18 protein-coding genes and 1 other RNA gene are annotated in these 25,977 nt (G+C 71.5%); 11 read left to right on the forward strand and 8 right to left on the reverse strand.

Features of this window, described 5'->3' with window-relative positions:
- The first annotated feature begins 127 nt into the window (after positions 1 to 127).
- Entirely contained in the window at positions 128 to 2,815 is a 2,688-nt protein-coding gene (gene sepH, locus IEY87_RS45915) for a septation protein SepH (RefSeq protein WP_225277556.1), read from the forward strand.
- A gap of 248 nt (positions 2,816 to 3,063) precedes the next feature.
- Here sepH and IEY87_RS22935 read toward each other — a convergent pair whose 3' ends face one another.
- Positions 3,064 to 4,710: a PH domain-containing protein gene (locus IEY87_RS22935; RefSeq protein WP_225277555.1), complete on the reverse strand. Its 1,647-nt coding sequence runs from the start codon at positions 4,708 to 4,710 to the stop codon at positions 3,064 to 3,066.
- Positions 4,707 to 5,225: a PH domain-containing protein gene (locus tag IEY87_RS22940; protein WP_189140808.1), complete on the reverse strand. Its 519-nt coding sequence runs from the start codon at positions 5,223 to 5,225 to the stop codon at positions 4,707 to 4,709. Before IEY87_RS22940 ends, IEY87_RS22935 begins: the two co-directional genes overlap by 4 nt.
- A 98-nt stretch (positions 5,226 to 5,323) precedes the next feature.
- Between IEY87_RS22940 and IEY87_RS22945 the strand changes: the two genes are divergently transcribed.
- Positions 5,324 to 6,289, forward strand: coding sequence for an ATP-binding cassette domain-containing protein (locus tag IEY87_RS22945; protein ID WP_189140809.1), 966 nt, complete (start codon positions 5,324 to 5,326; stop codon positions 6,287 to 6,289).
- The gene (locus IEY87_RS22950; protein WP_189140810.1) at positions 6,286 to 7,092 is read left to right on the forward strand and encodes an ABC transporter permease; all 807 of its coding nucleotides are present in this window, start codon (positions 6,286 to 6,288) and stop codon (positions 7,090 to 7,092) included. The genes IEY87_RS22945 and IEY87_RS22950 overlap by 4 nt, the downstream gene beginning before the upstream one ends.
- Positions 7,093 to 7,098: 6 nt before the next feature.
- On the opposite strand, the gene IEY87_RS22955 is transcribed toward IEY87_RS22950, so the two are convergent.
- Complete coding sequence (locus IEY87_RS22955; protein ID WP_189140811.1) at positions 7,099 to 10,449, reverse strand: AfsR/SARP family transcriptional regulator; 3,351 nt, start codon at positions 10,447 to 10,449, stop codon at positions 7,099 to 7,101.
- Positions 10,450 to 10,590: 141 nt separating this feature from the next.
- Here IEY87_RS22955 and IEY87_RS22960 point away from each other — a divergent pair, with 141 nt between their 5' ends.
- The 3 genes from IEY87_RS22960 to IEY87_RS22970 all read left to right on the forward strand — a co-directional run bounded on the left by IEY87_RS22960 (position 10,591) and on the right by IEY87_RS22970 (position 15,245).
- Positions 10,591 to 11,112 carry a YbhB/YbcL family Raf kinase inhibitor-like protein gene (locus tag IEY87_RS22960; protein ID WP_189140812.1) on the forward strand — a complete coding sequence of 174 codons (522 nt, stop codon included), beginning with the start codon at positions 10,591 to 10,593 and terminating at the stop codon, positions 11,110 to 11,112.
- Between the two features lie 183 nt (positions 11,113 to 11,295).
- Positions 11,296 to 12,933: a hypothetical protein gene (locus IEY87_RS22965; protein WP_189140813.1), complete on the forward strand. Its 1,638-nt coding sequence runs from the start codon at positions 11,296 to 11,298 to the stop codon at positions 12,931 to 12,933.
- 98 nt (positions 12,934 to 13,031) lie between these two features.
- Positions 13,032 to 15,245, forward strand: a complete 2,214-nt coding sequence (locus IEY87_RS22970; protein WP_189140814.1) for a SulP family inorganic anion transporter — start codon at positions 13,032 to 13,034, stop codon at positions 15,243 to 15,245.
- A gap of 154 nt (positions 15,246 to 15,399) precedes the next feature.
- Here IEY87_RS22970 and IEY87_RS22975 read toward each other — a convergent pair whose 3' ends face one another.
- Positions 15,400 to 16,104: a hypothetical protein gene (locus IEY87_RS22975; RefSeq protein ID WP_189140815.1), complete on the reverse strand. Its 705-nt coding sequence runs from the start codon at positions 16,102 to 16,104 to the stop codon at positions 15,400 to 15,402.
- Positions 16,105 to 16,412: 308 nt separating this feature from the next.
- Here IEY87_RS22975 and IEY87_RS22980 point away from each other — a divergent pair, with 308 nt between their 5' ends.
- Positions 16,413 to 17,195 carry a protein phosphatase 2C domain-containing protein gene (locus IEY87_RS22980; RefSeq protein ID WP_189140816.1) on the forward strand — a complete coding sequence of 261 codons (783 nt, stop codon included), beginning with the start codon at positions 16,413 to 16,415 and terminating at the stop codon, positions 17,193 to 17,195.
- A gap of 66 nt (positions 17,196 to 17,261) precedes the next feature.
- Here the strand turns inward: IEY87_RS22980 and rnpB are convergent.
- From rnpB to IEY87_RS23000, 4 genes are all read right to left on the reverse strand, one after another.
- An RNA gene (rnpB, locus tag IEY87_RS22985) (RNase P RNA component class A) lies at positions 17,262 to 17,654 on the reverse strand.
- A gap of 222 nt (positions 17,655 to 17,876) precedes the next feature.
- Complete coding sequence (locus tag IEY87_RS22990; RefSeq protein ID WP_189140817.1) at positions 17,877 to 19,196, reverse strand: bifunctional RNase H/acid phosphatase; 1,320 nt, start codon at positions 19,194 to 19,196, stop codon at positions 17,877 to 17,879.
- Positions 19,193 to 19,933, reverse strand: coding sequence for a zinc ribbon domain-containing protein (locus tag IEY87_RS22995; protein WP_189140818.1), 741 nt, complete (start codon positions 19,931 to 19,933; stop codon positions 19,193 to 19,195). Before IEY87_RS22995 ends, IEY87_RS22990 begins: the two co-directional genes overlap by 4 nt.
- A 2-nt stretch (positions 19,934 to 19,935) precedes the next feature.
- A complete protein-coding gene (locus IEY87_RS23000) occupies positions 19,936 to 20,736 on the reverse strand; it encodes a Nif3-like dinuclear metal center hexameric protein (RefSeq protein WP_189141090.1) in 801 nt (266 codons plus the stop codon).
- Positions 20,737 to 21,000: 264 nt separating this feature from the next.
- Between IEY87_RS23000 and IEY87_RS23005 the strand changes: the two genes are divergently transcribed.
- The 4 genes from IEY87_RS23005 (at position 21,001) to IEY87_RS23020 (ending at position 25,931) form a co-directional block, all read left to right on the forward strand.
- The gene (locus IEY87_RS23005; protein ID WP_189140819.1) at positions 21,001 to 22,428 is read left to right on the forward strand and encodes a flavin-containing monooxygenase; all 1,428 of its coding nucleotides are present in this window, start codon (positions 21,001 to 21,003) and stop codon (positions 22,426 to 22,428) included.
- 170 nt (positions 22,429 to 22,598) lie between these two features.
- Positions 22,599 to 23,621: a dipeptidase gene (locus IEY87_RS23010; protein WP_189140820.1), complete on the forward strand. Its 1,023-nt coding sequence runs from the start codon at positions 22,599 to 22,601 to the stop codon at positions 23,619 to 23,621.
- Between the two features lie 33 nt (positions 23,622 to 23,654).
- Positions 23,655 to 24,428 (forward strand): GNAT family N-acetyltransferase, encoded by a 774-nt coding sequence (locus IEY87_RS47005; protein WP_189140821.1) that lies wholly within the window; start codon positions 23,655 to 23,657, stop codon positions 24,426 to 24,428.
- A gap of 69 nt (positions 24,429 to 24,497) precedes the next feature.
- Positions 24,498 to 25,931: an Nramp family divalent metal transporter gene (locus tag IEY87_RS23020; RefSeq protein WP_189140822.1), complete on the forward strand. Its 1,434-nt coding sequence runs from the start codon at positions 24,498 to 24,500 to the stop codon at positions 25,929 to 25,931.
- Positions 25,932 to 25,977: the final 46 nt, after the last annotated feature.

Genomic DNA, 25,977 nt, shown 5'->3' on the forward strand with positions numbered 1-25,977 from the left:
AACGCCCCGAGGCTATCCCACGAAGGCGATGTTCGGACATGCCGGGTACGGTGCTGGCAGGCAACCGGCACACGCGAGAGACTCAAGGGTCCGGGGGAAGAATGAGCACGCTGACGAAGGGACTCGCATGCAGGAGCTCCGACTCGTCGCGGTGAGTGAGGACGGCACCTATCTCGTGCTGGCTACTGCCGGGCGAGGCACGCGCTTCACACTTCCCGTGGACGACCGGCTCCGTGCTGCCGTCCGCGGCAACTTCTCCCGTCTCGGCCAGTACGAGATCGAAGTGGAGAGTCCGTTGCGCCCCAAGGAGATCCAGGCCCGCATTCGTGCCGGCGAAACCGCGGAGGAGATCGCCGCGACCGCCGGCATCCCGGTCGAGCGTGTCCGCTGGTTCGAGGGGCCCGTGCTCCAGGAGCGCGAGTACGTCGCGCAGCAGGCGCAGCGCGCCGCCGTCCGGATGCCCGGCGAGTCCTCCTCCGGTCCCGTCCTCGGCGACCTCGTCGCCGAACGGCTCAACCGGCGCGGCGTGCCCACCGACGAGATCGACTGGGACTCCGCCAAGCGCGACGACGGCCTGTGGCGGGTCAAGCTCGGCTACGTCTGGAACGGTCACACCAGGCACGCCGAATGGCTCTTCGACCCGCGCCGCCGCCACGTGAGCCCCAACGACGACGAGGCGCTGCGGCTGTCGTCGGCCGACTTCGACCCCGACCCCGTGGTCGAGGACACCACCGTCACGCCGTTCGCCCCGCGCGTGGCCAAGCTCCAGCCGGTCCCGCCGCTCGCCGCCGACCCGCTGCCGTTCCCGTCCGTCATCCGGCAGCAGGATCACGAGGAGCCGGCCGTCGGCTACCAGCCGCAGGTCAGAGGCCCCGAGACCTACCCTCCCTCCTACGAGGTGCCGCCGCCCACCCCCGCCATGGACGCCCCGTACGACCGGTCGCCGGCCCGCGACAACGACCCGGCGCACCGCGACGGCTCCCGCGCATCCGACACCCACCGGACAGAGCCGCCCGCCAGGGAGACCGGCCACACCCGTCCCGGCGAGACCATCTCCCGGCGAGGCGGGTCTTCGCCATGGCTGCCCGACTTCGGGCAGTCCCGCGAGCCCTTCCACACCCCCCGCCCCTCCTCGCCCGCCACTCCCGGCCCACGCCCCGACGACCGCACACCGTCCGTCGAGGCCGCACCGGTCGAACGCCCTTCCACCACCGACACCGGGACCAGCGGTGCAGCGGCCTCCACCGAGGTCTCCCGTGCTGTCGAGCCCGAAACGGCGCAGCCCCCGAGAACCTCTCCGGCACCCGAGCCCCCCGCGACCGACCCCCTCCCGACCTCGCCCGCCACGCCCGGCGCCGACAGCACGCCTGCACCTACGTCCGCGCCGGCACACCCTGCCGAGACCGCGTCCGCAACGACGGCGCCCGCTGCAGAGACGACTGTCACAGAGACGCCTGCTGTGGAGACGTCCGCTGTAGACACGATGCGTGTTGTGGAGGCACCGACTCAGTCACGCTCCGCCACCGAGACTCCAGGGCAGCACCAGCAGGCCACCGAGACTGCCTCGCAGTCACAGGGGGTCATCGACACCACCCCGCGGACACAGTCGGCCGTTGAAGCACCTGCCCAGGCACAGTCGCTCACCAGCGGTGCCACGGAGACCGGCCCTGGCGCCGGGACCCCCGCACCAGCAGTCGCCCAGGACGGCCCCGGGTCCACCGCCGACGCCACCAGCCCGCAGCCCAACACCGACGCCGCGACGTCCCCCTCCCAGTCCGCCGCCTCGGATGCATCCTCCGCTCCGGAGCCCGAGTCCGACCCGGAGCCTCAGGCCGAAGCCCGAGTGTCCGACTCGACGCCTCAGGCCGTCAACGCAGGGTCCGCCGATGGCACCGACGTGCAGGCAACCGACACATCCGCCGCCGACGCGCGCCCGTCGCAGGTATCCGCCGGCCAGGAGGTGGCACAGGCACCGAGTCCCACTGTGGAGGCGGCGACCTCCCCGACCGAGGTGACGAGCCACACCGCCGAGACCAAGGACCACGCCCCGCAAGAGGCGCCTGCAGCAACGGGAACCACCTCCGAGAAGCCGACGGTGAGCGCCTCCGGCCAGGCGACACCGGCCGCCATCGCAGAGACGGCACCGGCCACGGCCGAGACTGCGAAGCCCGCCGTACCGGAGAAGGACCCAGCGCTCGCCGCGCGCCAGGAGGACGCAGCGCCACCCGCCGCCGACAAGCACGTCGCAGCCGCCGTACCAGCGAAGGACGCCTCACCGGCACCCCAGCAGAGGCCCGCCGACCCGCCTCAGCGGGACGCCGCGTCGAGCGCTCCTCAGCAGGAGGCCGCTCCTCAAAAGGAGACGACGCCCGCGCCCGCGAAGGAGGCCGCCTCCGCAGCGCCCACACAGGACGCCACGCCGGCCGCCCCCCGTGAGGACGCGGCACCGGCGAAGGACGCGACACCCGAGACCAAGGCGGAGCCCGCGGCCAAGGCCGAACTCGAGACCAAGGCCGAGTCCGAGGTCAAGGCGGAGCCCGAGACCAGGGCCGAGCCCGAGGTCAAGGCGGAGCCTGCGGCGAAGGCGAAGCCCGAGGGTAAGGGCGCGGCAGGGAGCAAGCCCGTGCCCGCCGCACGTCCGAGCAAGGAGGACGAGGCGAAGGAGGAGCCCGCCGCCAAGGAGGAGCCTCCGGTGCCGGTGCCCTCCCCGCCCCCTGCCCCGGCCGCACGTCAGCCGCGCAAGGGCTCCCGAGGCAGGCGTGCGTCGGTGCCCACCTGGGACGAGATCATGTTCGGCGCCCGCCGCCAGGACTGACCCGACCCACCACCGCCCCGCACCAGCCCGCACCAAGACTGAGCCAGTCCGGAACCACTTCACACCGAGCTCAGTCCCTGGCCCGGCCCTTAGGACCGAGCCAGCCAGAGACCAGCCCGCGACCACTCCACCCGACTCACCCGGAACCACCTGGCCCAGCGCAAAGGATCGGGCCAGTCAGGAGTCGGGTTGGGACCGTTCCATACCAAGCCAGAATGTGACCTGGTCAGGGCAGGGCCGCGTGAAGGTCATGTCTTCAGGAACGGTGCCAGCCATTCTGGGGTGACCTCTGCGGGGAAGGCGGTGGCCTGGGCTTCGGAGACGTCGATGGCCGAGTAGCCGCCCTTGCCCGCGCCGACACCCGTGATCATGGTGAGGACTCCGGCGCGCCGCTGGAACCAGGTCTGGCGCAGGCGCCAGCCCACCACGGCGCGCCGCTCCACCACCGCCTGCGCGCGCCGTAGCGAGCCGGAACGCACCGTCACGCGGACGCCGTCGTAGCCGTGGCCGAGCGAGTGGTAGCGGTCGATGCCCAGGGGGACGCCGACGGCCGCCAGGAGCAGACTGAGCACCAGGAGGACCCACCACAGCGGCGACCCGGTCGCCCAGATCAGCGCGGCGGCGACTGCCGCGAGGACGAGCCACGGGGCGATGGCCCGGAACAGGCGGCGGTTGCGGGCGATGGGCGGGTGCGGCCGCACCTCGGCCTCGTACGGGCCGATGGCGTCGCCGGTGACGCTGAGGGCCACGTGCCGGGGCACCACCGGCAGGAGTTGCCCGCGGGTCTCCGAATCACCGAGGCCGGTCACGATGGCCCAGGCCCGGGCGACCCCGGCCCAGCGCTCGGCCAGACCTTCGACGATCTCGTACCCGCGCACCCGCCTGGACTCCAGCGACACGCTGCGCCTGTTGATGAGGCCGCGCTCGGCGACGAGGTAGCCATCGCGCCTGTTGAGCCTGAAGTTCCAGTTGAACACCGCGTACATCACGCCGCCCACGAACGGCATCGCCACCACGAGCAGCACCGCGGCGGCCACCAGCAGGGACGGCCGTTCCCAGAGCCACTCGCCGGCCGTCAAGGCGGCGTCCCTGCCGAGGCCGAACTCGTCGCCCCACTGGAAGGCCAGGCCGATGGCGCCGCCCGCGAGCGCGAACGGGGTGAGCAGGTACGCGCCCGAAAGCGGACCGTACAGGAGCCAGGTGCGCGGCACGGCGACGATGACGTCCGCATCGGCCCCCTGGCCGGGCGACGGCGCCACCTCCGGCGTGACGTCCTCGACCTCGACTCCCGCGGCGCGGGCGCGGCGCAGCAGGATGGGTCTCAGCCGCTCGGCCTCCCCCAGGGTGACGCCGTCGAGGGTGGCCTCGCCGTCGCCCCCGCTCGCGCCCGTGTCGATCTTGAGTACGGCCAGGCCCAGCAGCCGGTGCATGGGCGGGGTGGACACGTCGACCCCGCGTACCCGTTCGAGGGGGATGGTGCGGACCGAACGGCTGATCAGCGAGCGTTTGATCTCCAGCCGGTCGCCGGCGAAGTCGTAGGTGAAGGTGAGCCACCTGATCACCGCGAACACCACGGTGCCGACCAGGCCCAGCGCGGCCCACAGGTAGGACCTGCCGGAGAAGCCGCCGACGACGAGCACCCCGGCCAGCGGCAGCAGCAGCGAGGGCAGCATCCGGACCGGGTCGATGAGCAGCACCTTGGGACTCAGCCGCCGCGACGTCACCGGCGCCGGCGCCGGCAACGTACCCGGATCCCACCCCCCGCCACCCGGCGGCGAGCCGACAGGTGACGGGTCCACAGCGGGGGCTTCGAACGAGGGCGGACCGTCGGACGGAGGCGGGCGATCGTCCGGGGACGGGTCGTCGGGCTGTGGGGGCTGGGTCGGGCCGGTCATGTCGCGTCGTCCCTGAGCTGCTCGGCGCGCTGGGCCAGCCCTTCGGCCAGGCCCGCGGCCACGAGGTAGTCGAGTCCCTTGATCGTGGAGGAGCCGGCGTGCGAGGCGGTGCGGACCTCGAGCGTCGCCAGCCCGAGCATCCGTTCCAGCCAGCCCTGCTCCTTGTCCACCGTCTGGATGCGGCTGACGGGCACGAACACCCACTCCCTGGTCAGGAACCCCTGCCGGGCGTAGAGGACGTCGCCGGACAGCTCCCACCGGTGCACCCGGTAGCGCACGAACGGCTCGGCCACCAGGAACGGCGTCGTCAGCACGCCGACGGCGACCGGCAGCGCCCAGGGCCGGGCGGCGAACCAGTCCGGCACCCACGACCACCCGCTCCCGCCCACCCAGCCGCCGACCAGGATAGATCCGCCGATCAGGAGCACGAAACCGATCAGCGCCTCGAGCAGCCAGAGGCCGCGGGCCTTGGGCGAGACGCGGTTCGCCGGATCGCGGAGGGGGCCAGATGACATCACAGCACCAGCTTATGGCTCGCGGCATATCAGCGATCTGTCAGCGGCATGCCGATCCGTATCCGGAAAATGTCAGTGGCGTAGGTCACTGTGGAGGCATGCGATATGCGATAGAGGCTGAAGGCCTGGTGAAACGCTACGGCGAGACCAAGGCGCTGGACGGCGTCGATCTCGTCGTGCCCCCTGGCAGGCTGCTCGGCGTGCTGGGCCCCAATGGCGCGGGAAAGACCACCGCGGTGCGCATTCTGGCGACGCTGCTGGTGCCGGACTCCGGCCGGGCCTCGGTGCTGGGATTCGACGTGGGGCGCCAGTCGCACCAGGTCAGGTCGCTGATCGGCCTGACGGGGCAGTACGCCGCGGTGGACGAGATGCTGACCGGTGTCGAAAACCTGGTGATGATCGGCCGCTTGCTCGGATTGTCCCGCCGTGAGTCGCGCGAGCAGGCGATGTCCTTACTGGAGAGGTTCGACCTCGCCGCCGCGGGCGGCCGGGCGGCCAAGACCTTCTCCGGCGGCATGCGCAGGCGACTCGACCTGGCCGCCAGCCTGGTGGGCAGGCCGCAGGTGCTGTTCCTGGACGAGCCCACCACCGGGCTCGACCCGCGCAGCCGCACCGAGCTGTGGGGCGTCGTGCGGGGGCTGATGGCCGACGGCGTGACCGTGCTGCTGACCACCCAATACCTGGAGGAGGCCGACCAGCTCGCCGATGACATCGTGGTCTTCGACCACGGCAAGGTGATCGCCTCGGGCACCTCCGACGAGCTCAAGGCCACCACCGGCGGGCAGGTGCTGGAGGTGCGGCCGCTGGAGGCGCATCAGCTGGAGCTGGTCGGCAAGGTCGTCGCCGAGCTCGTGGCCGACCGGCCCGAGACGTCGGGCGGCAAGGTCACCGTCGCCGTGCACGACCCCACGGTGATGCCGGCCATCGTGCGCCGCCTCGACGATCTGGGGATCGTCGCCTCGGAGCTGGCGCTGCGCAAGTCCAGCCTGGACGAGGTGTTCCTGGCCCTGACCGGCCACCGCGCCGAGGAGCCGGCGAAGGCCGAAGAGGAGATCTTCTCATGACCGCGATCACCACCCCCCTGCCCGCCCTGCCCAGGAGGGTGAGTCCAGGGGCCACGGTCAGGCAGACGCTGACGCTGGCCTGGCGCAGCCTGGTGCAGATCAAGCACAACCCCTGGGAGTTGCTCGACCTCTCCATCCAGCCGATCATGTTCCTGCTGCTGTTCACGTACGTGTTCGGCGGCGCCATCTCCGGCTCGACCGGTGACTACCTGCAGTTCGCGCTGCCCGGTCTGCTCGTCCAGAACGCGCTGTTCTACACCCTGTCCACGGCGATCGGCCTCAACACCGACATCACCAAGGGCGTCTTCGACCGGCTGCGCAGCCTGCCGATCGCGCGCACGGCGCCGCTGGCCGGGCGGATCATCGCCGACACGTTCAAGCAGGTGTGGGCGTTCGCGCTGCTCGTCGGGTTCGGCATGGTGCTCGGCTTCAGGATCTCCACCGGCGTGGCCGGCCTGCTCGGGGCGCTGGCCCTGCTGGTGATCGTGGCGCTGGCCATGTCGTGGATGTCGGTGCTGATCGGGCTCAAGGCGTCCAGCCCCGAGAAGGTGCAGATGATCGCTTTCTCGGTGATGATGCCGCTGACGTTCACCAGCAGCGCGCTGGTGTCGCCCGACACCTTCCCCGGCTGGCTGCGGGCCTGGTCCGACGTCAACCCGGTGACCCATCTGTCCGACGCGATCCGCGGGCTGCTGATCGGCGGCGAGGTGGCCGGCTCGGCCATGATCTCGCTGCTGTGGTCGGCGGGCTTCGTCGTAGTGTTCGCCCCGCTGGCGATCAGAGTCTTCCGCAGCCGCGTCTGACCGGGGTCACGTGCGCAGCGCGAGCGCGACGACGTCGTCCTGGTCCATCCCCCGGCCGCGTTCGAGGTGACGGAGAAACTCCCGATCCCCGAGCGCGGCCTTCGCGTCGGCGGTGAGCCGTACATGGTCGAAGTCCACCACCGCCGCGATGCCCTTGATCACCTCCGCGCCACCGAGCAGCGCCGCGGCCTCCTCCGCCCGTCCGTGCGCGAGGGCCAGCCCCGCGCAGGCGATGACGGCGATCCCGGTGAGCTGGGCGTCCCCCACCTCGGTCGCCTGCTTCAACGCCAGCGTGAGCAGCCGCCGCGCCCCATCGAGATCACCTTCCTGTACGGCGAGCAGGCCGAGCGAGGAGTTGACGGCCGAAATCATCTGGACCGGGACGGCGACGCTCGCGTCCATCATGCTCAGGGCCCGCGCGTAGTGCTCGCGGGCGCTTCCCAGGTCGCCGTCCTGTCTGGCGAACTCGCCCCAGACCGCCAGGATCCCCGCCTCGCCGAGCTGGTCACCACTGTCGGCCGCCACCTGGGCGATGTCGCGCAGCAGCCGCTCGGCCTCGGCGCGGCGGCCCAGCAGGTTGAGGCCGAGCGCCAGCCTGGCCCGCATGTACGCGGTGTCCTCCAGCGCGCCGAGCGCGTCGACCAGCTCCAGGGCCTCCCGCATCACCTCGATGCCGAGCTCGGACTCGCCACGCAGCAAGTGCACGTCGGACAGGGTCGCGAGCGCGGTGGCGGCGCCCCATCGGTCGCCGATCGTCCGATAGCCGTCGAGCGCGGTCAGGGTCTCCCGCTCACCCTGCTCAATGCGCCCGGCTGAATAGTGCGTCAGCCCGCGCAGCAGCATCCCGGTGGCGACCACCCACGGGTCGGGGTGCCCGGACATCTCCGCCACCAGCGCCTCCGACTGCGGCGCGCCCCCGCCGGACAGCACGAACATGGGCCCGGCCAGCGCCACCAGCGGATGCGGCGCCACCTCCGGCGAGCGCAGCTCCCGCATCTCCGTCAGCATGACCATCGCCTCCTCCCACGACAGGAGCAGGCCGACCCCGTTGAGCACGTGTATCGCCAGATTCATGGCGCGCAGCGGGGCGGGACCGCCGCCCGGGACCGCGAGCGCCTCGCGTGACCGGAGCGCGCCTTCGAGCCGGTGACCGCGCAGCCACCAGTACCAGCCGAGCGCGCCGACCAGCCGCAGCGCCGGCTCGCCGGCGCCGCTCTCGATCGCCCACCGCAACGCGGTGGACAGGTTCTCGTGCTCGGCGCTCAGCTCGGCCAGCCGGTCGATCTGCTCGCCGGTACGCAACCCCGGCTCGGCGGCCTCGGCCAGCTCGGTGAAGTGAACGGCGTGCGCCCGCCGGACGACGTCCAGCTCGCCGGACTCGTCGAGCCGTTCAGCGGCGTAGGCCCGGATCGTCTCCAGCATCCGATAACGCCCCGCGTCAAAGATCACGAACGACTTGTCCACCAGCCGGGCCAGCGACCCCAGCACGTCATGGGCGGCGCCATCGGCCGGTCCCCCCTGGAACCGCTCGTCGGTGGCATCGGAAGGTCCGTCCTGAAGACGCTCGACCGTGGCGTCGGCGCGTCGGCTCCGCAGGCGCTCGTCGGTGGCGGCGTGGAGGTGTTCGATCGAGTCGAGGGTGGCGCCGCCCGCGAACACCGACAGCCGCCGGCCCAGCGTCCGCTCCTCCTCGTCCAGCAGATTCCAGCTCCACTCGACGACGGCGCGGAGCGTCTGGTGGCGCGCCTGGGCGGTGCGGCTCCCCGAGCTGAGCAGCCGGAACCTGCCCTCCCGCGCCCCCAGCCGGGCGGCGATCTCCTCGGCGGTCAGCGAGCGCAGCCGGGCGGCGGCCAGCTCGATGGCGAGCGGCAGCCCGTCCAGCGCCCGGCAGATGGCGACGACCGGCCCGGCGTCCTGCCGTACCCGATAACCGGGCCGTACGGCGGCGGCCCGGTCGGCGAAGAGCCGCACGGCGGGGTAGCCGGCGGCGTCGGCCGGGTCGGCGCCGGCCGGTGGCAGGCCGAGCGGCGGCAGCGTCCAGGTGACCTCACCGGTGATGCCGAGCGGCTCCCGGCTGGTGGCCAGGATCCGGACGTCCGGGCAGTCGGCGAGCACCTGGTCGGCGACCCGCGCCGCCTGCTCCACGATGTGCTCGCAGTTGTCCAGCACGATCAGCAGCCGCTTGCCGCGCAGCGCCCTGACCAGGCGTTCGAACGGGTCCCGCGGCAGGGAGGCCAGCGGCAGCGGCCGGCCGTCGCGCAGATCGAGCGCGCTCAGCAGGCTCTGCACCAGCCCTGTCTCGTCGCTCACGGAGGCCAGCTCGGCCAGCCACACCCCGTCGGGCATGGTCGCGGCCACGGCCTCCGCGACCTCCGTGGCCAGCCGCGTCTTGCCCGCGCCCCCGGGCCCGATCAGCGTCACCAGCCGGTGCGCGGACAGCAGATCGGCGGTGTGGTCGAGATCGTCCTCCCGTCCGACGAAGCTGGTCAGCCGCGCCCGTAAATTTCCCCGCCGCCCACCCGCCGACAACGCCCCCTCCAACCCCTGGCCGGCGTGCGGGCCGGTCGTAGGGGTGACGTCTTCTGGCGGGGGCGGGTCGTCGCGCAGCATGGTCAGGTGCAGTTCTGTCAGGCTCGGTGAGGGGTCGGCGCCGAGTTCGTCGCGGAAGGTGCGTCGTGCCGTCTCGTACGCGGCCAGGGCCTCCACTCGCCGGCCCGCGCCGTACAGGGCTCTCATCCGTTGTGCGTGCAGGCGCTCGCGCAGCGGGTGCGCGGTCAGCAGGCCGGAGAGCTCGTCGATGAGGCCGGCGGGCCGGCCGAGCAGCAGCTCGGCCTCGATGCGGTCCTCGGCCACCGACAGCCGCCCGCTCTCCAGCCGGGCGACGTCGGCGGCGAGCCCCGCGCCCGCCAGCTCCGCCGGCACCGGACCGCGCCACAGCGCGAGCGCCTCCCGCAGGGTGGCGGCAGCCGTGCGGGCGTCACCGGCCGCCAGCGCCGCCTGACCCGCACGCGCGAGAAGCGCGAATCTGCGTACGTCGACCTGGTCGGGTCCGGCCGCCAGCCGGTATCCGGCGGGTTCGGCAACCACGAGCCGGCGGGCATGATTTTTTCCCAGCGCGGAGCGTAGCCGTGAGATCAGCGCCTGCAGCGCGTTGCCGACGCCCGACGGCACCTGCTCGTCCCAAATCCCGGCGATCAGCCGCTCGACCGGAACAGTCCGGCCCGCGTCGAGAACGAGCAGGCCAAGCAAGGTCCGCAGCCGCTGCCCCGCGATCTCCACGACCTCGCCGTCTCGGCGAACCTCGAGCGGGCCGAGGATGGCGAAGGTCAGGCTTGGGTCCGAACTCACCCGCTCCATGCCTCGATTCTGACGGATTTCGCGTCCTTTACCGGCCACCGACCATCGCGAAACGGTCTTCGCAGCGCCTGGACCCGCGTAGCATCATGCGGCATGGGGCTGTGTAACAACGCGAGGCGCGTGCGACACGCTGCTGTCATTGTGACAGCGGTGCTGGCGATGCTCGCCTCCACCGGTTGCACCGCCTTCTTCGGCAGGTCCGAAGCCAGCGAGATCGCGAGGATCAACGTTTCGAGCCCGGACCTGCGCGAGGGCAAACCGCTGCCCCGCCAGCACTCCTGCAAGGGCCGCGAAGGCAGCCCGGCGCTGCGCTGGTCCAGTCAGCCTCTGTCCAAGGCGAAGTCCATCGCGATCGTCGTCGACTCCCATACTCCGTCCACCTCGGCCGTGCACTGGGTGCTCTACAACATCCCCGCCACCACGACCGAGCTGGGCCCCGATTCCGCCGAGAGCCTGCCAGAAGGCTCCAGTCAGGCGAAGGTCACCAGCAGCAAGGTCGGCTACGAGCCTCCTTGCAACGACAAGGGCACGTACCGGTTCAGCGTCTACACGCTGAGTGCGCGGGTCGACGTCCAGGAGGGCGCCTCCCTCTCGGAGATCTTGAAGAAGATCGCGGACAAGACCATCGCCCGTGGGCGGCTCACAGTTGTGGACATTGAGTGAAAATCCGAATACTGCACGTGTTAGTGGTTACCAATTCTTCACTTAGGGTGTGACAACGCTCATAGTGGTCCGACAGAATCAGATCAAATTGTTAGGTGCTGGTGATCACAGGGGGCAGGTCGCGTCGATGGCCGCGCGATCTCACCGGCGCCACAGGGAGGCCATGGCTTTGAGGGTGGTGCAATGATCGCGGTCGTCGTGAGCTTGGTCGCTGTCGTGCTCCTCGTGCTCGTCGTCGTGGCACTGGGCATGCGTTCCATGAATCGCCGGGAGAGTTCGCTCCCTCCCGAGCGGCTGAAGGAGATGGCTGAGAAGGAAGGGCTGACCCACGCGCGCTCGACGGACGAGTTCGCCGCATCGGAGCCCAAGATGAGCAAGTTCAGCCCGGACTTCAGCCCTATCGACGAGCGCAAGGCCAAACCTGTGCGCACCGGCCAGCGTGGCAAGCGTGGCGTGGACGAATGGGGCAACCCCCACTCTGATGACGAGGACGAGGAGTTCTGGGCCAACATCCGCAGCGACGCCGAGGAGGGTGGTTTCGGCGCCGGCGGCACGGTCGCCGCTCGTAAGGGCGCTTCCCGCCCCGTCGATCGTCAACGGCCCGCCGATCAGCCCGGCGGAGGCGAGCGCCCCGGTGCGGCAGAGCGCGAGCGGCCCGCGGCCCGAACCGAGCGTCCCGGCCCGGCGGAGCAGCGTGAGCGGCCCGCGGCCCGGGCCGAACGTCCCAGCCCGGCAGAGCGTGAGCGCCCCGCGGCCCGGGCCGAACGCCCCGGCCCGGCAGAGCGTGACCGGCCGGCCGCCCGGCCCGCCCGCAGGAGCAGGCGTGAGCCCGTCGCCGCCGACCCGAACGCGGCGACCGTACAGGCGCCGCTTCCCCAGCGCCCCGCGAAGGCTCCGGCTCCCGCCGCCGCCGCCGCCGGACTGGCGGACCTGGTCGAGCCGGTGCAGCAGCGCCCCGCGCAGTCCAGCGGTCAGCTGGCGGACCAGCGCACGGTGACGTTCGCCGCCCCGACCGCCGACGTGATGAGCATCCTGGGCGCCGGCGCCCAGTCGGTGCCGCCGACCCGGCCCGACCCGCTGCGGACCGGCGGCTCCTCCCCCGCGAGCCCCGCGGCGCAGAGCCAGTCCCTGTCGAACAACGGCCAGCCCGCCTCCGGCGGCGACTCGCGTTACCGGTCGGTGTCCAGCAACGGCTCTCCCGGCAGCGGTTCCTTCCCTGCGGTGCACCCGGCGTCCAGCGGCTCCTTCCCGGCCGTGCCCGCCGCGCCCCTGCACGGCGCACCGACCAGCGACCCGTTCCCCGCCTACACCGGCGGCGGCACCGGCCCGCTCGACCCCAACTGGTCCGGCACGCCGGCCACCACGTCCGGCTCCTGGGCGGCCTCCCCCGACATCCTCGACGACCCCGCCCCCACCGGCTCGACGCCGAGCGGGTCCTGGCCCGCGTTCGAGCCCGTGCCCGCACCCACCTATCCCAGCTCCTACGAGGTGCGTCCCGGCTGGGCCGTGGCCGACGACTCCGACCCGCTGACCGGCCCCTCCCCCGCCGCCGGCACGCCCACGGCGCCGGCCAGGACCGTCTCCGCCTATGACGACGTGCTGTCGGCCCCGTCGCCCGTTCAGCAGCCCGCCGGCCAGCCGTACGCCTACGAGACCGGCGCCTACACCGTGGCCGCGTGGCCGGAGCAGCCCGCCGCGGCCGCCGGCACCTGGCCCGGCTACAACGCGGCCGCCGAGTCCGGCACGGGCAGCGCTACAGAGCAGACCGGCGGCCACCGCCGGACGACACCGGAGCAGGAGTTCCCCGACTACTACCGTTGATCGGCGCGACGTCGAGCGACACGACGGGCAAGGCATAGTTTTGCAAAACCCGTTGTCCGCGTCTTAAACACAACCGGGTCGGCACTAGGGTTTGCACCATGACCCGCGTGACCGACAGTAGCGCCCTGAGTACTCTCAGGCACGACGTGCCCGCCTCGCTCGTGGTCTTCCTCGTCGCGGTGCCCCTCTCCCTGGGCGTCGCGATGGCCTCGGGGGCCCCTCTCGCCGCTGGACTGATCGCCGCCGTGGTCGGCGGCATCGTGGCGGGCGCGCTGGGCGGCTCGGCCGTTCAGGTGAGCGGGCCCGCGGCCGGTCTGTCCCTGGTCGTCGCCGACCTGGTGCAGACGTACGGCTGGCGAGCGACCTGCATGATCACCCTGCTCGCGGGAGCGGTGCAGCTGCTGCTGGGGGTGTTCAGGGCGGCGAGGGCGGCGCTGGCCGTCTCCCCCGCGGTCGTGCACGGCATGCTGGCGGGCGTCGGCGTGGTCATCGCCCTGTCCCAGCTGCACATCGTGCTGGGCGGCAGCCCGCAGCGTTCGGCGCTGGCCAACCTGATCGAGCTGCCCCGCCAGCTCGCCGAGCTGCACGGTCACAAGATCGCGGTGGGTCTGCTCACGATCGGGGTGCTGGCCGTCTGGCTGCGGATGCCCAAACCGGTCAAGGCGGTGCCCGCGCCGCTGGCGGCGCTGCTCATCGCCTCGGCCAGCGCCTGGGGTTTCGGCTGGGACGTCACCCGCATCGACCTGTCCGGCACCTTCACCGAGTGGGCCTTCCCCGTGCTGCCGCAGGGAGACTGGCATCTGATCATGGCCTCGGTGCTGCTCGTGGCGCTGCTGGCCGGGGTCGAGTCGCTGCTGTGCTCGGTCGCGGTCGACAGCATGCACACCGGCCCCCGCGCCGATCTGGACCAGGAGCTGGCCGGGCAGGGCGTGGCCAACATGGTCGCCGGGGCGCTGGGCGGCCTGCCGCTGGCGGGTGTGATCGTCCGCAGCACCGCGAACGCGCGCGCGGGCGCGCGCAGCCGGGCCTCGACGATCCTGCACGGCGTGTGGGTGCTGGTGTTCGCGATCGGCTTCGGCTGGACGATCCAGCTGATCCCGGTGGAGGCGCTGGCGGCGCTGCTGGTGTTCATCGGCGTGCAGATGGTCAATCTCGGCCACATCAAGAAGGTGCACGGCCACGGCGAGGTGCCCGCCTACTTCGTGACGATGGCGGGCGTGATCTTCCTCGGGCTGGCCGAGGGCGTGCTGTTCGGTCTGGCCCTGGCCGCGCTGCTCGCGCTGCGCCGGCTGACCTGGGTCACCGTCAAGACCCGGGTGGAGCCCGACGGCCGCCACCACGCGACGATCTCCGGCTCCCTCACCTTCCTCGGCGTGCCGCGGCTCACCCAGGACCTGCGGGCGATCCCGGCGGGGGCGGCCGTGGACCTCGACCTGGACATCGACTTCATGGACAACGCCGCCTTCGAGGCGATCCACTCCTGGCGGCAGGACCACGAGCGGCTCGGCGGCACCGTGGACATCGACGAGCTCCACGAGGAGTGGTACGCCATGGCGGTCAGCGGGGTCCGCATGTATCCCGCGAAGAACCCGGCCAGGGCGCCGGACCGCTCGTGGCTGCCGTGGGCGCACCGGCGTCGCGGCCCTGCCCACCGGGTCATGCCGCTGCACGGCAATCCCGTGCAGCCGGACTGCCAGCTCACCGCGGGCGCGCGGGAGTTTCACCGGCGTACGGCTCCGCTGGTGCGTCCCATCTTCACCGAGCTGGCCCGTAAGCAGCAGCCCACGCACCTGTTCATCACATGCGCGGACTCCAGGGTCATGCCCAGCCTGATCACCGCCAGCGGGCCCGGGGATCTGTTCACCGTGCGCAACATCGGCAACCTGGTGCCGCGCAAGGGCTCCGAGGCGTACGACGACTCGGTCGGCGCGGCGATCGAGTACGCGACGCAGGTGCTCGGCGTGCACACGATCACGGTGTGCGGGCATTCGGGCTGCGGGGCGATGGCCGGGCTGCTCAGCGGCGGGGTGAAGGCGGGCAGCCTCCCGGCGATGCGGCGCTGGCTGCGCCATGGCAACCACAGCCTGGCCCGGTTCATCGAGACCGAGGGCGACCGGCTGGACGGCAACGCGCTGGACACGCTCTGCCGGGTGAACGTACAACAGCAGTTGGAGAATCTGCGCACCTACCGCAAAGTGGACGAGCAGATCCGGTCCGGGCGGCTGAAGTTGGTGGGGCTCTACTTCGACATCGGCTCGGCCAGGGTGCACATGCTGCCGCCGGTGCCCTCCACGCTCTCGGTGAAGACGTGAGCCCGCTTCTGCGTATTCCTCCGCAGAACGGGCTCGTGTGCGCGGCTAGCGTCATCGGCATCCGCGAGGTCGTCCCCCATGCCCATGGCTCGCTTCGCGGTGGGTCCTGTCTCCCAGGGGCCGGAGGGGCGGAGGTGTCGGGTGCCTTCGCCCCTCATTCAGCGCTGGTCCGCGCGTACGACTCCCCTGGGTGTCCGGCGGCCACGGCCGGATAGTAGGCCGCCCACGCCTCGTCTCCCATGCGCAGCACCTTCACCCCGAGCCAGCCCAGCCCGATCACCGGCACGGTCCAGAAGACCGCCGTGGCGGGCCCGTACTCCACCAGGAACGACCCCAGGTAACCGGCGGCGACCAGCGCCGGCACCCACCAGCCGGCGAACCCCGCCCGCCACACCGCGGCGACGAGCACCGGCAGGCCGAGGAACCCGAAGAACATCCACGGCATCTGGAAGCCGAAGAGGACGCCCGGCAGGCCCAGCATCTCGTCGAGGATCTTCTGCGCCTGCTCCGGCGTGTAGCGCTGGCCCAGCCACCACTCCACGGGGTCGCTCAGCAGCAGACCGGAGAGCGACAGATAGCCGATCACGGTCAGCGCGCCGGACACGTGCCCGAGCCGGGTCGCCCTGCGCCTGGTGAGATGGACGAGCCCGAACGCGGCCACCGCCATGAGCATCCAGCTCCAGTGATAGAGCACGGACTGGGTCTGGGCGAGGACGGGGTTGTCGCCGAAGCTGACCGCTTCGCGGTCATCGCCCCACGTGCCGGGGTCCACGAGGACGGCCAGCGCTTGCAGCAGCGGGGCCACGATGAGCAGCAGACCTGCTGCGACGCGGCGGAAGGTCACCTGGTTGTTCAGCATGTCGCCGACGTTAGGCGGGGAAGCCGTGGCGGTCGTCCGCCTGCGGAATGACCGCCTGTCGTCTTCTCGGCGGACGAGGACCCTGCCCGGACGCGCGCGCAGCACGGATCGGGGCAGCTCGGGTACGGCGGCGCTGAGATCGGCGGCCCCTGCTGAGCGCGGTGGCCCCCCTGCCGAACTCGGCGGCCCCTGCTGAGCTCGGTGGCCCCCTGACCGGCGAGGCGCCCGCAGCCGGGGAATCCGGCCCAAGCGCTTGTTAGAGTCGGTGCCTTGATCAGTGAGAGGGGCGCCGGACCATGCGGGTGACGATGACGAGTGCTGCGGCCAGGACCGGCCACGCGAACGAGGACTTCACCGGCGCCGTACCGACGGCAGCGGTGCTGATCGACGGCGCCGGCATCCCCGGCACCGCATCGATCTGCCGGCACGGCGTGGCCTGGTACGCCGCCCGCCTGGGAGGCCGTCTCCTCGACCTTCTGTCACGCGTACGGGACCGCGCCCTTCCGGCGCTGCTCGCCGAGGCCATCGAGCAGGTGACGGACGATCACCGGGACACCTGCGACGTCGCCGACCCCATCAGCCCGTCGGCGGCCGTGGCCATCCTGCGCCTGTCCGGCGGCCTCGTCGAGCACCTGGTGCTCGGCGACGCGTTCGTCGTCCTCGACGGAGCGGACGGTACGCCGCTCGTCGTCTCCGACCCCCGGGAGGTGATCATCAGCCGGTCGTACCAGCCTGCGCTCGAAGCCGCCGCCCAGGGGAGCGACGAGTACCACCGGCTCCTGCGAGCGCTGCGCGCCAACCGGAACCGGCCGGGCGGCTTCTGGGTGGCCAAGGACGACCCACAGGCGGCGTACGAGGCGATCACCGGCGCCTGCCCGATCTCCGACCTGACCAGCGCCGCCCTGCTCAGCAATGGCGCCAGCCGCATCGTGGACCGGTTCCGGCTCACCGACTGGCCAGGGGCCCTGGCTGTCCTGACGGCCGGCGGACCCGCCGAGATCATCCGCCGGGTCCGACTGGCGGAGGCAGACCACGCGGTGACTCCGGACGACGCGTCGATCGCGCACTGCACCGATCTCAACGAGGCTTGACCTTCGCCGGAAGAGCTTAAAGGTCGATCGACACCTGATCACATCGACAGCCGGCGGGGAAAAATGCAGACGAGCCGGCCTGTAGGCCGGGTTCTGTCCTTCGCGGTGCGAAGGGGCGACCATCCATCTAGGGCCGTCGTTGCCGGCGGCCTCAAGCGGTCTACCCGTGCGCCTCGGGCGGGCAGCCCTCAAGCGGTGCACGCGGGACGCCTCGGAAGGCGTCCCTTCTTGACCTTGCTCCAGGTGGGGTTTACCGAGCCGCCCACGTCACCGTGGGCGCTGGTGGTCTCTTACACCACCGTTTCACCCTTACCTCCCGGAGACCGGGAGGCGGTCTGTTTTCTGTGGCACTGTCCCGCGGGTCACCCCGGGTCGGCGTTACCGACCACCCTGCCCTGTGGAGCCCGGACCTTCCTCGGCGGGCCCTCGCGGGCCCGACGCGGCCGCCCGGCCGGCTCGTCTGGGGTCGAGGTTATCGCATGCAAGCTGTTCGCAAGCAAATGACAAGATCGGAGCGATGGGATGGGGACGTGTCATCGCCTGAGGGGGGCGGTGCACGATGGTCGTGCCGGGTGTTCTGGCGGCACCCGGCACGACCGCCCCGGCACGACCGCCCCGGCACGATCGTCTCGGCACGATCGTCTCGGGGGACCGCCCCGGGAGGGCCGGTCGGGCGGCCGGTCAGCGCAGGTGGGATGTGTCGTTGAAGGTCTTGACGACGGACTGGCCGTCGGCGTAGTGCTCGATCAGGGACAGGCAGGCCAGGTCGAGGTGCATGCGGTAAAGGGCCGCCGGGGGTGCCAGCAGGGCCAGGCGCAGCAGGGTCTTGATGGGCGTGACGTGCGAGACCACCAGGATCGTACGGCCCTCGTAGGTGTCCTTCAGGCGCTGCTCGGCTCGTTCGACGCGGTGCGCGACGGCGGTGAAGCTCTCACCTCCGGGCGGCGGGGTGTCCGGGTCGGTCAGCCAGGCGGCCAGTTCGGTGGGCCAGCGTCGCTGGACCTCGGTGAACGTGTGCCCTTCCCAGGCGCCGAAATCGGTCTCCCTGAGGTCTTCGTCCACCTCGTAGTCGAGGCCCGTCCGGGCTGCCACGGCCTGAGCCGTCTGCTGGGCGCGGGTGCGGGGGGAGGCGACGATCACGTCGGGTCGGTACGGGTCACGCGACAGCTTCTCGGCGGCCGCCGCGGCCTGGGCCAGGCCGTTGGGGGTGAGGTCGGGGTCGCCGAGGCCCGAGAAGCGCCGCTCGATCGACAGCGGCGTCTCGCCGTGCCTGAGCAGCACCAGGGAGGTCGCGACATGGGTGGGAGGGGACCAGCCGGTGCCTCGGGTGCGCTGCTGGGCTGCGGCAACGGAGGCGGTCGGCGCGGACAACTCCGCAATGTCGCCCGCATCCAGCAGGTCCGTCTGCTCCGCCAGAGACGCCGCCCCCCGCGCCACCGAACCACCCGTCCGCTGCGCACCCGAGTCGCTCGCCGCCCGACGTGCGGCCGCATCGCTCGTGGCGGGCCCGCCCGCGCCTTGTGCGGGTGAGGCGCCAGTGATCGTTTCGCGGGGTGTGGCTGAGCCGCCCGCCTTCCACGTCAGTCCTTTGGCGGCGGCGTCCATGGCCTCGTTGGCCAGGCGGTCGGCGTGCTGGTTGCGGGCGCGTGGGATCCAGGTCCACTCCGTCACCCGCAGCCGCCTGGCGAGCTTGCCCGCCTCCAGGGCCAGCGGGCGCAGCCCTTCGTTCTTGATCTTCCAGCGGCCGGCCATCTGCTCGACGACCAGCTTGGAGTCCATCCGCACGGCCACCTCGGCGCCGTCGCCGGCCAGCTCCAGCACCGAGCGAAGGCCCGCGATCAGTCCGCGGTACTCGGCCACGTTGTTGGTGGCGACGCCGATCGCCTCGGCCGCCTCGGCCAGCACCTGGCCGTCGGAGGCGTCCATGACCACGGCGCCGTAACCCGCCGGGCCCGGATTGCCGCGTGAGCCGCCGTCGGCTTCGATGACGTACGAGGTCAAATGCCTGACTCCGGGGTGCGGACGAGGATCCTGCGGCACTCGTCGCAGCGCAGCACCTCGTCGTGCGGCGCGGCCTTGATCCGGTTCATCTCGGCGATCGACAGGGCCACCTTGCAGCCCTGGCAGCGGCCGCCGTGCAGCATCGCGGCGCCGACGGTGTACTGCTCCTTGAGCTTCTCGTAGAGCTTCAGCAGGTCGGCGGGGATGTCCTCGGTGGCAGCGGTGCGGTTGGTGCGCAGCTCGGCCGCCTCCTTGTCGATCTCGGCGAAGGCGGCGTCGCGGCGCGCCTCGGAGGTGGACAAGACGGCGGCGAGCTCGTCGCGCTGCGTGCCGAAGGCGCGCACCTGGGCGTCGGCGGCCTCGCGGCGCTCCATGATCTCCAGTACGACCTCTTCGAGGTCGCCCTGCCGGCGCTGCAGCGAGGCGATCTCGGACTGCAGGCCGGCCAGGTCACGCGGCGAGGCGACGGCGCCGGAGTCGAGCCGCTTCTGGTCGCGGTCGGCGCGGGTGCGGACGGTGTCGACGTCACCCTCGGCCTTGATCTGATCGCGGGCCAGGTCGCTCGCCTCGGTCTCGGCCTCGATCGCCTGGGTGACCAGCCTGGCGTAGCGCTTGGACTGCTCGTCGATCTCGGCCAGCTCGGGCAGGGTGCGGCGGCGGTGGGCCAGCCGGGAGAGCTTGGAGTCGAGCTCAGCCAGGTCGAGCAGTCGCTTCTGGGCCTCAGGGGCTGCTTTCATGATCAATATCCTCTTGTCCAAGCATCGGTGACCGTGGCGGAGACACGTGTCTCAACGTTAATGCCACTGGAGCCCAGGATGGACGCGGCGCTGTCGAGCCACGGCCATTCGGTGGCCCAGTGCGCCGCGTCGATCAGCGCGGGCCCGCCCGCCTCCACGAACTCGCTGGCCGGGTGGTGCCGCAGATCGGCCGTGAGGAACACGTCCACGCCCGCGGCACGCGCCGTGGCCAGGAGCGAGTCGCCCGCTCCCCCGCTGACGGCCACCCGGGAGACGCGGCGGGACTCGTCGCCGGCGACGCGGATCCCCCACGAGGTGCGCGGCAGCCCGGCGGCGGCCCGCTCGGCGAACGCGCCGAGCGTCGTCTCCGCCGGCAGGTCGCCGATGCGGCCGAGCCCGCGCCAGGGATCGTCCGGGAACGGCCGCAGCGGCACCAGGTCGCCCACCAGGCCGACGGCTCGGGCCAGGGCGTCGGACACGCCCGGATTGGCCACATCGGCGTTGGTGTGCGCGGTGTAGAGGGCGATGTCGTGCTTGATCAGGGTGTGGAGCAGGCGGCCCTTGGGCGTGGTGGCGGCGACGCTGGTGGTGCCGCGCAGGTAGAGCGGATGATGGGTGACGATGAGGTCGGCGTCCCAGTCAAGGGCCTCCTCGGCGACGGCGGCGACCGGATCCACCGCGAACAACACCCGGCTCACCGGCAGGGCCGGATCGCCGCAGACGAGGCCCACCGCGTCCCAGGACTCGGCCCGGGCGGGCGGGTAGGCCGCCTCCAGCACGTCGATCACGTCGGTCAGTGTCACAGCAGCCACCCGCGCAGACTACCGGGTCACCGGCACGCGCCGTGGAGGACGACGACGGCCCGCCACCGCGGCCGCCGTGACCAACGGCCGCGCCGGTTCGGATGGTGTACCCGGGGTGGGCCCGCGCCGGTTCGGAGAGTGTGCCCGGCGCGGGCCGCGCCGGTTCAGGGGGTGTACCCGGCGCGGGCCGCGACGGTTCGGGGGTGGGCACGGGGCGCCGGCCGACGTACCGTAAGTGGATCCTGACGCGGGTGGAGGGCCGGCATGACACCTAAGGTCGCGATCATCGGAGCGGGGTTCGGCGGGCTGTGCATGGCGATCCGGCTGGAACGGGCCGGGATCGGGTCGTACACGGTGTTCGAGAAGGCGGGTGACCTCGGCGGCACCTGGCGGGACAACGGCTATCCGGGCGCGGGCTGCGACATCCCCTCGCACCTCTACTCGTACTCTTTCGAGAAGTACGCGAGCTGGACCCGCCGCTATCCGAGCCAAGCCGAAATTCTCGGATATTTACACCACTGCGCCGATAAATACGGCGTCAGGCGAAAAATCCGGTTCGGGGCTGAAGTCACCGCCGCCACGTTCGACGGCTCCCAGTGGCATCTCACCACCGACGGCGAGCCCGAGGCGTTCGACGTGGTGGTGATGAGCGTGGGCCAGCTCAACCGCCCCCGTTTACCCGGTATCCCCGGCATGGCGGAGTTCAACGGCACGTCCTTCCATTCGGCCCGCTGGAACCACGAGCACGACCTGACCGGCAGACGGGTGGCCGTGATCGGCAACGGCTCCTCGGCCGCCCAGTTCATCCCCCATGTCGCCGCGCGGGCCGCGCGCCTGGAGGTGTTCCAGCGGACCCCGAACTGGGTGATCCCCAAGCCCGACGCCACCTTCCCTCCGGCCACCAGGCAGGCCTTCCGCTACCTCCCCGGCCTCCAGCGCGCCTACCGCGAGTGGACCTACCGCTACGCCGAGAACGCCCTCTACCCGGCGCTCGCCCAGGGCTGGAGCCGCGACCTGCTGAAGAAGCGCGCCCTGGCCCACCTGCACGCCCAGGTACGCGATCCGCGCCTGCGGGCCAAGCTCACGCCCGACTACCCGGTCGGCTGCAAGCGGGTGGTCATCGACAGCGCCTTCTATCCGGCGCTGTGCCGGCCCAACGTCGACGTGGTGACCGACAAGATCGTCCGCGTCACGCCGAACGGCGTGCAGACCGCGGAGTCGGCCCACGAGGCGGACACGATCATCTATGCCACCGGCTTCAGGAGCACCGAGTTCCTCTCCCCCATGCGGGTGACCGGACGCGGCGGCCGTGACCTCGCCGAGCAGTGGGCGGACGGCGCCGAGGCCTATCTCGGCATCTCCGCGCCGAACTTCCCGAACCTCTTCATGCTGTACGGCCCCAACACGAACCTGGGGCACAACTCGATCGTCTTCATGATCGAGTGCCAGGTGAACCACATCATGGCGTGCCTGCCGTACCTGTCGCCGGGCAGGCGGCTGGAGGTGCGGCCGGAGGTGATGGCCGCCTGGCGCGCCCAGCTCGACGCGTCGATGGCGCGGATGGTGTGGGGCGGCTGCCAGAGCTGGTACAAAACGGCGGAGGGCCGCATCACCAACAACTGGCCCGGCCCGTCCACGCTGTACCGCAGGCTGACGGCGAGACCACCGAGACCGGCGTACCGGCAGGTATGACGCGCCGCGGACGACGGGAGGTCAGGTGCGGCGCGCCGCCGATGGCGGGAGGCAGGTGCGGCGCGCCCGCCGATGGCGGGAGGCAGGTGTGACGCGTCGCCAATGGGGGGCGGGGGATCTCGTACGGCGCCACATGTCCGTGGCCGGGCGCACGAGGTAGCGTCCGAGCCATGACGACCTCTCTGCACCAGCGCTCCCTGGTGGCCGACACCCACAACGACCTGCTCATGGCCGTCGCGGCGCGGCCGCCCGCGCAGTGGTCCGCCTTCTTCCGCGAGCGCTGGCTGCCGCAGCTCCTCGACGGCGGGGTGAACCTCCAGGTCCTGCCGGTGTTCATCGACGACGGCTACCGGCCGGAAGGGTCGCTGCGGCAGACGTTGCGGATGATCGAGGCCGCCCACGTGCTGGCCGAGGGCAATCAGGAGCACGTACGGCTGTGCCGTGACGCGGCGGAGATCGACGCGGCGCTCGACGCCGGGCGGATCGCGCTGGTCCTGGCGATGGAGAGCATGCCGGGGCTGGACGCGAGCGTGGAGCTGATCTCCACCCTGCACCGGCTGGGCGTGCGGGTGGCCTCGCTGGCGCACTGGGGGCGCACGCCGCTGGCCGACGGCAGCGGCGAGGACGCCACCGGGAGCGGGCTGACCTCGGACGGCGTGGCCGCGCTGCGCGAGATGGAGCGGCTCGGCATCGTCTTCGACATCTCCCACCTGGGCGCGTCCGGGGTGGCGCACGTCCTGGAGCTGGCCACCAAGCCGCTGATCGCGACCCACTCCGCCGCCCGCGCGCTGCGCGACCACCACCGCAACCTCACCGACGAGCAGCTGCGCGGCGTGGCCGCCACGGGCGGCGTGGTCTGCGTGAACTTCTTCGCCGGGTTCCTCCACGAGCGCGAGCACGAGGCGACCCTGGACCACCTGCTCGACCACATCGAGCACGTCGCGGAGGTGGCCGGGATCGACCACGTCGGCATGGGGCCGGACTTCGTCCGCGAGGTGATCACGGAGCTGACGCCGCCGTGCTGTGAGCACTCCTACGGCCTGGACCCGACCGCGGCGGTGCCCGGCCTGGACGGCCCGGCGGGGTTGCCGATGGTGACCGAGGGGCTGCTCGGGCGCGGGCTGCCGGACAAGGACGTACAGAAGATCATCGGGGGGAACGTGCACCGGCTCCTCACCGAGCTGCTGGCGTGACCTCGGTGGGCACGAGGTGGGTATGACGACCTCGTGACAGACCTGGCGGCGGAGGCGGCCGCGCGCGGCGGCGTGGTGATCCGCGAGTTGCGGGAGTTCGCCGAGTGGGAGCGGGTGTACCGGCTCTTCGACGACATCTGGCATCCCGAACCGGGCAACGCGCCCGTGCCGATGGAGCTGCTGGTCGCCTTCTCGCACACGGGCGGGTACGTGGCGGGCGCCTTCGAGGGCGACGCCCTCGTGGGCGCGTCGGTGGGGTTCCTGGCCGCGGATCGGACGCTGCACTCGCACGTCACCGGGGCGGTGATGGGACGCGGTGTCGGTCACGCGCTCAAGCTGCACCAGCGCGCCTGGTGCCGGGAGCGCGGGCTGGACCGGATCACCTGGACGTTCGACCCGCTGGTGCGCAGGAACGCGCACTTCAACCTGGTCAAGCTGGGCGCCAGGCCGGAGGCGTACCTGAGGAGTTTCTACGGCGTCATGGTCGACGCGATCAACGAGGGGGACGAGTCGGACCGGCTGCTGGCGGTCTGGCACCTGGCCGAGCCGCCCGGCGGCGAGGCGGTCGCGCCGGCGTGGCCGAGCGCGCTGGAGGCGGTGGACGAGCGGCCGGTCGTGACCGCGGTCCGCGGCCCGGTGGTGCTGGTGGCGACGCCGCGCGACATCGAGACCCTGCGGCGGGAAGATCCGGCGGCGGCGCGGGAGTGGCGGCTGGCCGTACGGGAGGCGCTCGGCGGGCCGCTCGGCCAAGGGGCCCGGGTCACGGGTTTCACCACCGACGGAAAATACATCCTGAATCATCGTTGACCGGGGTATTCCACCTGAGTTTCGGGTCTCTGTAATGTGGCGTTAAGGAAAGCGAGCAAGGAGAGCCGCATGACGGAATTCACTCCAACGGTTCCTGCGCGAGTCCTACCCCCCGTCGCCATCCGTGATCTGCCCGACCCGCCTCGGTCGCAGTGGCGCATCATCGGCCCCGGCCTGGTGGGAGCGGGGGTCGGACTCGCCTCGGGCGAGTTCATCCTGTGGCCGTACATCGCCTCCCAGGTGGGCCTGGTGTTCATCTGGGGCGCCCTGATCGGCATCGTCACCCAGTGGTTCCTCAACATGGAGATCGAGCGCTACACGCTGGCCACCGGTGAGACCGCGCTCACCGGGTTCAGCCGGATGTGGAAACACTGGGGGCTCGTGTTCGTCCTCATGACGCTCGGCTCGAACGTCTGGCCGGGGTGGGTGACCACGTCGGCCACCATGGTGACCTACCTGACCGGCTCCGGCGAGGAGAGCGTGCGCTGGATCGCCATCGGCATGCTGCTGGTGATCGCGCTGGGGCTGACGCTGGCGCCGGTCATCTACAACGCGCTGGAACGAGTGATCTTCGTCAAGATCGGCCTGGTGATCATCCTCGTGGTGGTCGCCATCATTTTCGCGATCACCGCCGAGAGCTGGGTGCAGCTCGGCCGCGGCCTGACCGTCGGCGCCCAGTTCCCGGTGCCGCCGCTGGACTTCGCCCTGCTCATGGGCGCCATCGCCTACGCGGGCGCGGGCGGCGGGCAGAACCTGTGCCAGAGCAACTGGATCCGCGACAAGGGCTTCGGCATGGGCCTGTACGTGCCGCGCCTGGTCAGTCCGGTCACCGGGCAAGAGGAGGCCGCCGCGTCGACCGGCTTCCAGTTCGCGCCCACGAAGGCGAACCTGGACCGCTGGCGGGCCTGGTGGCGCTTCGCCAACATCGAGCAGGCGTCCACGTTCGCGCTGGTGTCGTTCCTGACGATCGCGCTGATGTCGATGCTGGCCTACTCCACCGTGTTCGGCCGGGAGGGCCTGGCCAACGGCATCGACTTCCTTCAGGTCGAGGGCCAGGTGCTGCAGGAGGTCGTGGCGCCGTGGTTCGGTGTGCTGTTCTGGGTGATCGGCGCGCTGGCGCTGTTCGCCTCGGCGATGGGCATCGTCGACTACACCTCGCGGCTGGCCTCGGACGTGCTCAAGACCGTCTACCTGCGCGACCGCGCCATCTCGGTCAACCGGATCTACTTCCTGCTGGTCTGGGGCGCCGCGGTGGTCGGCACGCTCATCCTGCTGGCGGGCTTCGACCAGCCGCTCATCCTGCTCGTGTTCTCGGCGAGCTTCGCGGCCGTGATGATGTTCGTCTACTCGATCCTGCTGATCATCCTGAACCGCAGGTCGCTGCCCGACGCCATCAAGGTCCGCTCCTACCGGCTCGGCGCGCTGATCTGGTCGGTGGCCTTCTTCGGCACGCTGACCGTCATCGTGGTGTTCCAGCAGATCCAGCGGATCTTCGGCGGCTGACCGTGCTCAACGCGGAAGCCACCTTGCCGCGATAGCGGGCAGACTG

The organism is Nonomuraea glycinis, assembly GCF_014646515.1.
In the GTDB taxonomy this organism is placed as follows: Bacteria; Actinomycetota; Actinomycetes; order Streptosporangiales; family Streptosporangiaceae; genus Nonomuraea; species Nonomuraea glycinis.

Coding starts and splice junctions, on each gene's coding strand:
- IEY87_RS22950 (WP_189140810.1), top strand. CDS start 6,286: ATGACCGCGATCACCACCCCCCTGCCCGCCCTGCCCAGGAGGGTGAGT.
- sepH (WP_225277556.1), top strand. CDS start 128: ATGCAGGAGCTCCGACTCGTCGCGGTGAGTGAGGACGGCACCTATCTC.
- IEY87_RS22970 (WP_189140814.1), top strand. CDS start 13,032: ATGACCCGCGTGACCGACAGTAGCGCCCTGAGTACTCTCAGGCACGAC.
- IEY87_RS23020 (WP_189140822.1), top strand. CDS start 24,498: ATGACGGAATTCACTCCAACGGTTCCTGCGCGAGTCCTACCCCCCGTC.
- IEY87_RS22945 (WP_189140809.1), top strand. CDS start 5,324: ATGCGATATGCGATAGAGGCTGAAGGCCTGGTGAAACGCTACGGCGAG.
- IEY87_RS22995 (WP_189140818.1), bottom strand. CDS start 19,933: ATGAAAGCAGCCCCTGAGGCCCAGAAGCGACTGCTCGACCTGGCTGAG.
- IEY87_RS22955 (WP_189140811.1), bottom strand. CDS start 10,449: ATGGAGCGGGTGAGTTCGGACCCAAGCCTGACCTTCGCCATCCTCGGC.
- IEY87_RS22935 (WP_225277555.1), bottom strand. CDS start 4,710: ATGACCGGCCCGACCCAGCCCCCACAGCCCGACGACCCGTCCCCGGAC.
- IEY87_RS22965 (WP_189140813.1), top strand. CDS start 11,296: ATGATCGCGGTCGTCGTGAGCTTGGTCGCTGTCGTGCTCCTCGTGCTC.
- IEY87_RS23005 (WP_189140819.1), top strand. CDS start 21,001: ATGACACCTAAGGTCGCGATCATCGGAGCGGGGTTCGGCGGGCTGTGC.
- IEY87_RS22940 (WP_189140808.1), bottom strand. CDS start 5,225: ATGTCATCTGGCCCCCTCCGCGATCCGGCGAACCGCGTCTCGCCCAAG.
- IEY87_RS22975 (WP_189140815.1), bottom strand. CDS start 16,104: ATGCTGAACAACCAGGTGACCTTCCGCCGCGTCGCAGCAGGTCTGCTG.
- IEY87_RS23010 (WP_189140820.1), top strand. CDS start 22,599: ATGACGACCTCTCTGCACCAGCGCTCCCTGGTGGCCGACACCCACAAC.
- IEY87_RS22980 (WP_189140816.1), top strand. CDS start 16,413: ATGACGAGTGCTGCGGCCAGGACCGGCCACGCGAACGAGGACTTCACC.